Here is an 11125-nt window from a genome sequence, read left to right as displayed (position 1 = left end):
ACCGCTTGCAGTGGGACCAACGAAGAATAATTCCGCTCAAAACCGCATAGCCCCCGTCCGCTCCTCAATCAGGATTAATCCTTAGTATACAGTGCCATTGCATGCTCTTTTACAAGGAGTGCTTCAGCAGCATTGATCTCGTCGGGGAGCCTGGTTCCGGGACCGTTCCACTGTGATTCGGCTGAGTCGATGAGCTTTTTCCACCGTCCCTCCGGCAGGAAATCGCCTGTATAGAAACGAGTATCGACAGTATTGTAGTTGAAGATGCAGAACGCATGGCTCCGTTCTTTATCGTGCCATCGGCGCATCAAGAGAATACACTTGTCGTCTAACACCCTGGTCACCAGCCGATCCTTGTCGCAGTTCGACAATGCCGGGATGGTCTTTCTGAGATGGATGAGCGCCTTGTAGAAAGCGAGCATCTCGCGGTGTTGTGGCAGCTCTCTCCGCTCCCACTTCAACTTGGAGCGGAGAAAGGTCTCTTCACTCTCGGGGTCCGGCGGCTCGCCCTCCCATAAGAAGGAGGTGAACTCCGACTTTCTCCCCGCTCTCACCGCTTCTATCAGCGCAGGATCGGAATGATTGACAAAGTACCGGAAGGGACTCTCCTCGGCGTACTCCTGTCCCATGAAAAGGAGCGGAATGAAGGGTGACAGGAGCACTGTCGCCGCAGCGATCTTGAGAGCTTCGAAATGGATGAGCTCCTCCAGGCGTTCTCCTGCCTGCCGGTTGCCGATCTGGTCATGATTCTGCGAGAAGGCCACAAAACGGAAGGCCGGGATATCCGTTGATGGACGGCCCCGCCGGCACTTCCGGTATTTGGAGTATTCGCCGGTGTAGACAAACCCCTCCTGCAGCGACTTGGCGAGCTGCTCCACGCTGCCGTAGTCGGCATAGTACCCTTCCCGCTCACCGGTAAGCAGGGTATGGATGCAGTGATGGAAGTCGTCGAGCCACTGGCCGTCGAGGCCGAACCCGCCCTGCTCTTTCGGCCTCGTCAGCTTCGGGTCGTTCTGGTCCGCCTCGGCGATGAGAAAGCACTCCCTGCCGTTCCGCCTCGAGCAGTTCTTAACGGTATCAGCAAGTTCCTGGAGAAAAGGGTAAGCGTTGATATCAAAAATGCGGTCCGCGGCATCGAGGCGGAGGATATCGATATGAAAATTATTGTACCAATGGAGGGCGTTCTCTATGAAGAAATTGCGGACGCCGTCGCTGTAGGGGCCGTCCACATTGATCGCCTCGCCCCACGGGCTCTTGTAGTTATCGGTAAGATAAGGGCCGAAATCGCGGAGATACGCTCCTTCAGGCCCGAAGTGGTTGTAGACGACATCGAGCTTTACCGCCATTCCTCTTTTATGGCACTCGTTGACCAGCCTCTTGAGCCCATCCGGCCCGCCATACGTGTTCTGGACGGCAAAGGGATAGGCCCCGTCGTATCCCCAGTTGCGCGCCCCGGGGCACTGGGCTACCGGCATGATGAGCAGCGCCGTGGCCCCCAGGTCCTTTATCTCATCGAGCCGGGCGACCGCCGCGTCGAAGGTGCCTTCGGGCGTAAAAGTCCCGACATGGATTTCGTAAACGATCATCCGGCAGAGGTCCGGCATTTTCCAGTCGCTGTCTTCCCATTGAAATGATCGATGATCGACTACCTGCGAGGGACCGTGCACGCCCATGGGCTGGAAAGAGGAGACGGGATCGGGCCGCTCCAGCTCTCTATCGATGCGATAGAGATACCGCGCTCCGGGATACACCTCTTCTGCCGATACCCGCCAGTACCCGTCTCCATTATTCGTCATGGGGATGAGACGCTCTTCCGGAGCGAGGAGCTTCACTTCGACCTTCTTCAGGAGAGGCGCCCAGACGATGAAGTCGCAACGGCCGTCTCCCCGGTAGTGTGCGCCAAGCTCCATGCGGTATCCTCCTCGACGATGCAGAGCGGTTATTGCTGCGGTTCGCGGTGCGGACAAGATATGAGGGTATGCAGGACTTACTTTCATTATAGAATAGAATGTACGTCATGGCAACGAGCGCTCCGAAGCACCCTGAAGTGCCGGTATGATATGGTATAATCAGTCCCATGAGAAAAGTATTCGAGCGCCCGAAGAGCCTTACTGCCGCTCCTTTCCGGTATTGCCCCGGGTGCGGCCACAGCATCATACACCGCTTGATCGCCGAGGTCATCGACGATCTCGGCATCCGCGAGCGGACGATCGGCATCGCACCGGTGGGGTGCGCGGTGTTTGCCAACGAGTATTTCAATTTCGATATGCTCGAAGTCGCCCACGGCAGGCCTCCGGCTGCTGCTACGGGGATGAAGCGCGTCGCGCCGGACCGGGTGATCTTTTCTTACCAGGGAGACGGCGACCTCGCGGCTATCGGCACTGCGGAGATCGTCCATGCGGCGAACAGGGGCGAGCATATCTCGGTATTCTTTGTGAACAACGCGACCTACGGCATGACCGGCGGGCAGATGGCCCCGACCACTCTTGCCGGCCAGAAGACGACCACGACCCCTAAAGGGAGAGATCCGAAGACCATGGGGCATCCGCTGCAGGTCTCCGAGCTGCTGGCGACCATCGACGGCGCGTCGTTCATCGCCAGGAGCTCTGTCGACAGCTCCGCGAATATCCTGACGACGAGGAGGATGATCGAGCGGTCGTTCAGATGCCAAATGGAGGGCAGGGGATTCAGCATGGTCGAGATATTGTCGCCCTGCCCCACCGACTGGGGGATGTCGCCGCAGCAGTCCCTCGTCTGGCTCAGGGAAAATATGATGACCGCCTTTCGAACGGGGATAATCAAGGACACCTGCGGCGTTTGCTCCCCGCCATCCGTCCTGGCCTCCGCCCGGGACTCCGAATAAGCATGGAGCGGAGGGTCATCATAGCCGGATCAGGGGGGCAGGGCATTCTCTTTCTCGGACGCCTCATGGCGCACGCAGCCCTGCTGGACGGCAGAGAGGTCACCTGGTTCCCGTCATACGGGGCCGAGATGAGAGGCGGCACCGCAAATTGCACGGTCGTTATCTCCGACGCCATGATCGGCTCGCCGGTAGTGAGGAACCCCGATATCCTCATCGCGATGAACCAGGCATCCTTTCACCGCTTTTCCTCCAGGATACTCCCCGGCGGGATCGTGCTGTATGACCTCTCCCTGGTTGCAGCGGAGCCTCCCCGCGGCGATATCGAGATGGTGCCGGTGCCGGCCAGCGAGCTGGCGGCGTCACTGAACAGTACAAAATCGGCCAATATGGTGATGATGGGCGCGTTCAGCGCGGCAACGGGAGCGGCGCCTCTCGCCGCTATCTGCGCCGCTCTCGAGGAGACGACACCCCGTGCGAAGAGGGAGTCGCTCCCGCTCAACAAGGAACTCATAACGAAAGGATACCGGATCGTTGAACATAAGAAAGGCGCATGTAACTGATATAAAGCTTATCCATAAGATGGTCAACGAGTTCGCGCGAAAGGAAGAGATGCTTCCCCGGGCGCTGAACGAGCTCTACGAAGGGATACGGGATTTCGTCCTCTGCGAGGATGAGGGAGAGATACGGGGCGTATGCGCTCTCCGCATCGTATGGGAAGATCTCGCCGAGATACGATCACTGGCGGTGCAGGACAGGTATCAGCGGCGGGGCATCGGCACGAAGCTTCTGAAGCACTGCCTGAAAGAGGCGAAAGGGCTCGGCATACAGAGGGTCTTCGCCCTCACCTACCAGCCGGAATTCTTCACGAAGGCGGGCTTCAGGGAGATCGAGAAGGCGAAGCTTCCGCAAAAGATATGGGGAGACTGCATGAAATGCCCGAAGTTCCCCGAATGCAACGAGCACGCGGTTATTCTCGACCTGTAAGCTGCACGGCGATATCGGCATGCTTCCGCAGCTCTTCGAGGTGCTGTTTCAGCTGCCGGTTCGTCTCGAGCTCGAAGAGATACCGCTCGATATCGTCCCGCACCGTTATATACTCCTTCCCGCTGAATTCCGCCCTGTGCTCCCGGTAGAACGCCTCGATCTCCTCCTCCCTGATAATGATGGGCGCCTTGATCTTGATATCGATATACTCCCGAATCTGCTCGTCCTTCGAAGGGGCTTCGAGCCGCATCTTCTTCGCCTCCTTGAGGAGCAGGAGGCTGTTGATCATCCCGTTCAGCACCTCCTCTTCCGATACGGCCCGGCCCACAGCCGCGCTCATCGCAGTATACTGCTCCCGGAGCTCTGAATAGGTGATCGCCGTATCGTCCACTGAAGCGGCGACCCGGTCGATTACTTCAGCAAAACACGTAACGCGTAACGCGTGATGCGTAATGAGAAAAGCACAGCAGAAAAACAGAAGCGCCTTTAACCCGTAACGCATCACGGATAACGCGTTACGCGTTTTAAAACGCATGGCCGAGGCTGAAATGTATTTCACCATCGCTCTCTCCCGTCTCCTTATTGAGTTTGAATCCGTAGTCGATCCTGAAGGGGCCGACCGGCGTGTTGTACCGCAGCCCCAGGCCGGTGGTGTACTTCAGCGTGGTCAGATCGAACTCCTCGGTCTTGGTCCATACATTCCCGCCGTCGAGGAAGGTGACGATACCGATGCCCCTGCCCACGTCGGTCCTCACCTCGATGCTCCCCATGGCAAAGGCGTTGCCGCCCGTGGGGTTGTTGTCGGCTCCCTTGGGGCCGAGGAGGTCCTGTTCGTAGCCCCTCACCGTCGTCCTCCCGCCGAGAAAGAAGCGCTCGACGAGCGGCAGCTCCCTTGTATCGCCGAAGCCCTTTGCTACGCCGCCGCGCAGCGATGCCGCCAGCACCACTCGCCTGCTCAGCCCCTTGTAGGTGCTGGCATAGGCCTGTACTTTAAGGAAATCCGTTTCAGAGAGAAGGAGGCCGGTGGCAAATTTGGCCGAAAGGCCGGCGAGGACGCCCCTCCGCGGTTCAAAGGGATTGTCCCGCGTATCGTAGATCAGCCCGGGGCGCAGGCCGCTGATGGTGAGGGTGCCGGTATCCTCCCTGCTCAGGATGATGCCCGGCTGGACGTCGCTCGTCTCGACCACCGAGTAGTCATAGAACAGCTCGGCCTTGAGGGTCCTGCTCAACTTCTTTTCGAGCCCCGCCGCCGCCGTGTTCCTGACGAGCCGGAAGCGCGTTTCACCGGTATCGATGTTCTTTTCCTCGCGCCGTTCGTGCAGGAGGAGCGAACGGAACGCAACGTCCCTGTCGAAAAACCACGGCTCGTAGTACGAAAGGAGATACCGCTGCTCGAGGGTGCTCAGCTCGGTTCTGAATGACACCTGCCGGTTCGTTCCGAACAGGTTCCGGTAGCTGATATCGAGAAAGGCGCGATATTTTTCGTACTCGCCGTAGCCGACGCCGAACTCGACCGCACCGGCATTCGCCTCCCTGACGCGGTAGATGATATCGCGCGCCCCGTCGTCTTTATCGGCGGGGGATATCTCGACATCGGAGAAGAGACCGATGCGGTACAGCTCCTGCCGCTCTTTCATCAGCACCGAGTAGTCGAAGAGCTCGCCCTCCTTGTGGAGCAGCTCCCGCTGCAGCACATGGGGCTTCGTACGCTCGTTGCCGATAATGACGGTCTTGCCGAACCGCGTTGCCTCTCCCTCGTCGATGACGAACGTGACAGAGGCGGCGGTAGCCGATATCTCCCGCTCGATCACGACCTGCGTATCGAGGAACCCTTTCCTGTTGTAGAGGTCGAGGATTTTGCGCCGGGCCTCGGCAAGGTCGACCTCGTTGTAGGGCGCCCCGACTTTGACCGCCACCTCGCCGAGAACCGCCTCGTTCGAGAGGACGCGGTTGTTCCTGACCGCGAGCTCGGCAACGGTCACCTGAGGCCCCTCGTCAACCGTAAACGTGAGCGAGACCGTAGTGTCGGGTATGCGGAGCTCGGGCTCGGCTATCGTCACATAAAGATACCCGAGGGCGTGATAGAAGTCTTCGAGCAGCTCGATATCAGATTCGAGGAGCTCGGGATTGTAGTAATCGCCCTCCTTGAGCGCCATCGCTGCGCGCAGCCGTTCCGGGGAAATGCTGACCCCGCTGAACTGTATCGCTGCCACCCGGAACCGTTCTCCCTCGAAGATATAAAAGGTGTACTGAACGGTATCGCCGCCGGAGAGCGACTTTACCGGGGTGATCTGGGCAAAAGGGTATCCCTGCTGGTGGTAGAGCGCTACAATGCGTGCCGCCGTCTCCTCAACGAGGTCCTCGCTGACCTCGTTGAGCTCGAAGAAGGGGACCGCTTTCGCAAGCGTCTTGGCGGAGAGGGCGGCATTGCCCTCGAACGATACCGTGATCCTCTCCCCCTTCTGCAGCCTGAGCATGAGGATTCCCTGCTCGTACGCCGAGGAGAGCACGGTGCCTACGTATCCCTGCTTTCTATAGGAGCTCGTAATCTTCTGTGCGGCCCTGTCCATCTTTGTCCTGTCGAAGACATCACCCTCCGAAAAGGGCAGGAAGGAGCGCACCGTATCGGCGGGGCCGTCGATGACGATCTTCTCGATGCGTTCGGGACGGCCCTCTTCGATATCGATCACCACGGCAACCCGATTCCTCCTTTCCGGTACCGTCGTGAGGCGTGCCGATGCTGCAGGAAATCCCCGCTGGCGCATCTCGTGGATGAGCTGTTCGAGCCCGCGGTCCGCTTTGAGGCGCGCCAGCCGTTCCCCCTTCTTCAGGTCCAGGTACCGCCTGACGAACCGCTTCGAAAAATGGCCGTTGCCTCTCACCGTTATCGCGCCGATCACCTTTCTTTCACGGACCGTCACGGTGATCTTCGAGGGAGCGGCAGGGGATCCCTCGACAACGATATCCTCAAAGAGCCCTTTCAGGAATGCGCGCTTGATGCCTGCCTGCAACCGCTTCCGGTCGAGCGGCCTCCCGGCGCCGATATCGAGGAGATCGAGCAGCTCGCCTTCCGGAATAGCGGTGAGCCCTTTGACTGCTATCGTATCGATGGTCGCAGCCGCACCGGGAGCGGCCTGACCGGGGACCGGGGGCAGCGCCAGGAGAACGGATACCAGAAGAGAGAGGGCCCAGAGCGAATACCGGCGCAGGGGCGAAGAGGGCATATCCCCTCGTTCCTGCATGGCGCGCCGTCTACTTGAACTCGAACCTGAACTTGACATCACCGCCGAGACTCCCTCTCTCATCTCTCACGCCGAGAAGCGACGTGTTCTTTCCCAGCAGGTACTCGAGCTTCCATACCTGCTCCTCTCCCGTGCTCACCGAAGTGCTGTAGGTGACATAGAGCCGGTCTCCGAGGAGCCTCTTCGCTATGGTCACCCGCGGCGAGACCGTTCCGGTGGTCTTCGATATCGAAGGGTCTATCTGTACCCGGTCAAACCCGGTCACCGTCTTCAGCCGCTCTTCGATCACGTCCTGTATCTTGCCGGTGAGGAACGACGTCGCTTCACTCGCGCCTATGCCGCCTTCGAGCCCTTTCAGGTTCTTCCCGATCTGTCCGACGGTGAGAAGGCTGAAGATATCGGTCTCGTCGAGCGGCGGGTCCGATGCGAGCGAGAGGTTGAACTGCTCTATATAGCCGTCGAGGCTCAGGCGGATATTATACCCCTTGGTGTTGGTTTCGGATACGATATCGAAATAGGGATGCACCTGGTTGGGATTCGAGAAATCGATAGAGGCCTTGAGGATCTTGAACTCGTTGTTTCTGAAAAAGACGATTCCCTCCCGCGCCTCTATTTTTCCCAGGAGGACCGGCTGTCCTATGGTCCCCCGTACCAGCAGGTCGGCTTTCATGGAGGCACGTGAAACATTGTTATCGATGCTGATAGCAGAGCCGGATATCCTGAGGTTCAGGTTGGTCGCGTCGAGCCTGGTCGCCTCGGTCTTCGTCCTCTCCTTCTGGCGGACCCGCAGGAGCCAGCTCTTCCATTCGACCCGCTCGGAGTACTTCGCCCTCTTTATGGCGATATCGCCGAGAATGGTTTGGGACGAGAGGTCGCCGCGATAATGCAGGGCGCCATCGAGGTTGACCCAGAAGTCTTTCGAGGGAGCGGCGGTGATCCCCTTGAGACGGGATTCGAGGAAGAACCTCTTGAGCGCAAACCGCTGGAGGTACGCGGTGCCGAAAAACGAGACCTCACCGCCCGCGAGCTTCCCGGATGCCCTTTCGAGAACGATCCTGTCCTCATCGACATAGGCGTAGGCATTGAGCGAGGACAACCGATAGCTGATGTTTTTGAGACCGAGCGTTCCATTGGTGATATCGAGAGCGCCGTTGACCTTCGGCCTGTTCCAGTCGCCCGAAAGGGAGAGGACGAACGAGGCGTTGCCGCGCAGCGTATCGATCGACTTCGAGAGCGCCTTCAGCGGCGCGAGTGAGGAGGATCCCTCGATGAGCAGATCGTAGCTCTTGCCGAAGGTCATGGTACCGCCCGCCTTGAACTCGCTCACCTCGCTCCTCATCGAGAAGGTCGTGATCGTGAGGAGCTTGTTCTGCATCGTTGCCGAAATCGGGCGGCTGTTGGTAAAGCCGGTCCCGTAGGCATAGAGATGCGCCTTGGCGATCTCGATAGCGGCGTCCGCACGGCGCCGGTCGCCCCGGGCCTCGACAGTACCTTTGAGGGTGAGCAGAAGGTCCTCGGGCACGTCCTTCAGGAAATTGGCGATAATGAAATCATAGCGGGCGGGCTGGAGGTCGAGACGGGCACTCCAGGGCATCTCCCCGGCAAGGGTCACTGCCCCCGAGATATTCAGCTTCCGGTCGAGCAGCTGCGCCGCAGCCGTGACTCTCTTTCCTTCAAGGCGAGCCTTGAGCTCCCCGCTGCCGAGGAGATGCCCCCGGTACATGCCGCCATGGATATCGGCGGAGAGCTCGAGCTGCGGATGGGCAAAGGCGCCCTCGCCCTTTCCTTTTATCCTGGTGAGCGTGAGGGCGTTGAAAAAATCCTCCTCAGGGAGTCTCTTGTAGCCCGACTCGATCGTCTTTCTTACCGGGAGCGGCAGGGCATCGACCAGGGCGACCCGCTCGCCGCGGGCGGTAAAGGAGAAATGGTTGTCCGTCGATACCCTGCCCGTTACGGTCAACGAAGAGTCGCCTTTCTTAAGCCGCACCTCGTCAAAGAGGAACTCCTTGGCCCTGTAGGCGATGCCGCCCGCAGCGCTCTCGAGGGAATAGTCGCCGCCGAAGGAGGCGTTCCGTGCAGTGAACCCGCCCGAGAAACGCAGATCGTCCGGACTCCCCTGCAGCGACCCCTCGAGGTCGACCGTGCCGCCGAGCGGCGGAGCCCCCTGGAACGCCCTCCGGTATTCCGAGAGCGGCGCATCCTTGGCCTTGAGGGTGAGATCATAGACCGGTCTCTTCAGGTCGAAGAGCTCCTGCGCATGGGGGAAGGCCACCCGTCCCGACGCCGAGAGCGACCCTCTCGCTGAGCGGACCTGCACCTGCTTCAGGGTCAGGAGGTTTTTACGGTACGTTGCCGCCCCCTCGACCGCCTCGAAGGGAAACGAGAGGGTATGCAAGAGCTCCGGCAGGCCGAGTCTCCCGGTCGCCAGGGTGAGGTTCCGGCCCGAGAACTGGAGGTCGAGTACGGGATCGGCAGAAGGCCCCGAAAGGGATGCGGTAAAGGTCGCCGGACCCGAGAGGGCCGTGAAGTACGGGGCGGAGAGGTCGCTCACCTCCCCGGTCGTCCCGCTTCCCCTGAACTGAAGCGTGCCTGCCTTCAGATCGACGCTGCCCGTTGCTGCCACCGACGAGGACGCCGTGGCGACCGTCAGGGTATCGAACCGGACACTGTCATTGCTCATGGCGTAAACGCCCCTGATCTCCCTGACACGGTCGAGGACATCTCCTCCCTTCGATGCGCTGCTGTACACGAAGTGGCCCCGGGGGCTGAAGGTGTCGCCGGCGGTGTACATCTCGCCGCTCACCCTGCCCTCGGGTATAGGGGGGGTCCAGCCGATCAGGGTGAAGAGCCCTCTGCTGCTCACCTCGCGCACCGAGACCTGCACGCGATACTCGGTGACAACAGGGAGGCGGATCATCGCTTCGGCTGCGGCGCTCCCGCCGTAGAGCCGGGCCTTGCCGTCCGTAAAATGCATTTCACCGTTCTCGTACGTTATAGAACAAGTCAGCGCGTCGACCGGGACAGTGAAGAGGTTTCCCTTCACGAGCTCTGCATGTCCTTTTCCCTTGAGGTCGCCGAGCGGGCCCTTCACCTCGCCGTCCAGGCGCACAGAGCCCCTGAGCGGTTCCGTTACCTTGAGGAGCTCCATAAGGGTCTCGAGATAGAATTCGCCCTTGATTTTCAGATCGACGGCGACCGCATTGATATCCTGCTTCCGTCCGTCCAAGGTGACCCTGCCCTTTGCCGAAAGGTCCCCTGCGCCGCTGCTCTTCAGCCCGAACAGCTTCTTGACCGAATCGACGACAAGGTCTATTTCGGCCTGGAAGGCGCCGCTTGTTTTCCCGGTATCCAGGACGCCCGATGTCGTAATCCCGGACCGATCCACGGCGAGCTTCAGGCTCGTGAGCTCGAGCGCCGTGCCGTTCACCGTCAGGTGCGCCTCGAGCGCTCCCGCCACTTCGGGGATCCCCTCTTTTCTGAACACCAGTTCACGGGACGAGATCCTGCAGCGGGGCGCCTCTGCGGCGATGACCAGGGCATCGAGCGCGCCGAGCGTGAGGAGCGCATCGCGGTCCCGGAGGGCCACGACGCTTCTGCTGATCTCGACAGACTTGATGACCACCTTGACTGCGGGTGTGCGTTCCTCTTCGAGGTAGGTCTTCACATGGTCGATGATCTCTTCCAGCTGAGCCCTTTCCGCGTGCACTGCGGCGGTTTTGAAGACGAGACGTTTGACGGTCAGCTCCTTCTTGAGCAGTCCCGAGAGGCCGATATAGCCCTTGACGCGCTCAACCTCGAGGATTCTCTCGCCCTCGTCGTCGAAGAGCTTGACCCCTTTCATCTCGATGAACAGCGGCAGGATATTGATATAGATCTTCTGCGCGATGACCTTCTTGCCGGTCACCAGCTCGAGCTCGGGAAGGATGATCTTCTTCAGCGCGTTCGATACGTTAGGCCCCCGCAATACATAGAGGAGCGCCCCGAAACAGAGCACGAACACTGCTATGGAAATGACCTTTCTCCGCATAGTCCTCTC

7 protein-coding genes are annotated in these 11125 nt (G+C 59.8%); 3 read left to right on the top strand and 4 right to left on the bottom strand.

Annotated features, from left to right (window positions below; translation table 11 throughout):
* Nucleotides 1-74 precede the first annotated feature (74 nt).
* A complete protein-coding gene (gene treZ, locus AB1805_01720; GenBank protein MEW5744146.1) occupies nt 75-1910 on the bottom strand; it encodes a malto-oligosyltrehalose trehalohydrolase in 1836 nt (611 codons plus the stop codon).
* Nucleotides 1911-2077: 167 nt separating this feature from the next.
* On the opposite strand from treZ, the gene AB1805_01715 reads away from it, so the two are divergent.
* From AB1805_01715 to AB1805_01705, 3 genes are read left to right on the top strand one after another with little or no spacing between them, the layout of a single operon-like run.
* Nucleotides 2078-2863, top strand: coding sequence for a thiamine pyrophosphate-dependent enzyme (locus AB1805_01715; protein MEW5744145.1), 786 nt, complete (start codon nt 2078-2080; stop codon nt 2861-2863).
* 2 nt (nt 2864-2865) lie between these two features.
* Complete coding sequence (locus AB1805_01710) at nt 2866-3423, top strand: 2-oxoacid:acceptor oxidoreductase family protein (GenBank protein MEW5744144.1); 558 nt, start codon at nt 2866-2868, stop codon at nt 3421-3423.
* Entirely contained in the window at nt 3395-3847 is a 453-nt protein-coding gene (locus tag AB1805_01705) for an N-acetyltransferase (GenBank protein MEW5744143.1), read from the top strand. The genes AB1805_01710 and AB1805_01705 overlap by 29 nt, the downstream gene beginning before the upstream one ends.
* Here AB1805_01705 and AB1805_01700 read toward each other — a convergent pair.
* The 3 genes from AB1805_01700 to AB1805_01690 form a co-directional block, all read right to left on the bottom strand.
* Nucleotides 3831-4238 carry a hypothetical protein gene (locus tag AB1805_01700; protein MEW5744142.1) on the bottom strand — a complete coding sequence of 136 codons (408 nt, stop codon included), beginning with the start codon at nt 4236-4238 and terminating at the stop codon, nt 3831-3833. The genes AB1805_01705 and AB1805_01700 overlap by 17 nt on opposite strands.
* A 133-nt stretch (nt 4239-4371) precedes the next feature.
* The gene (bamA, locus tag AB1805_01695; GenBank protein MEW5744141.1) at nt 4372-7089 is read right to left on the bottom strand and encodes an outer membrane protein assembly factor BamA; all 2718 of its coding nucleotides are present in this window, start codon (nt 7087-7089) and stop codon (nt 4372-4374) included.
* Nucleotides 7090-7099: 10 nt separating this feature from the next.
* Nucleotides 7100-11116 (bottom strand): translocation/assembly module TamB domain-containing protein, encoded by a 4017-nt coding sequence (locus AB1805_01690; GenBank protein ID MEW5744140.1) that lies wholly within the window; start codon nt 11114-11116, stop codon nt 7100-7102.
* Nucleotides 11117-11125 lie beyond the last annotated feature (9 nt).

It is taken from the genome of Nitrospirota bacterium, from assembly GCA_040752355.1.
Taxonomy (GTDB): domain Bacteria; phylum Nitrospirota; class Thermodesulfovibrionia; order Thermodesulfovibrionales; family Dissulfurispiraceae; genus JBFMCP01.
The sequence above is the reverse complement of the archived record's forward strand: the minus strand, read 5'-3'. Positions and strand labels throughout refer to the sequence as shown.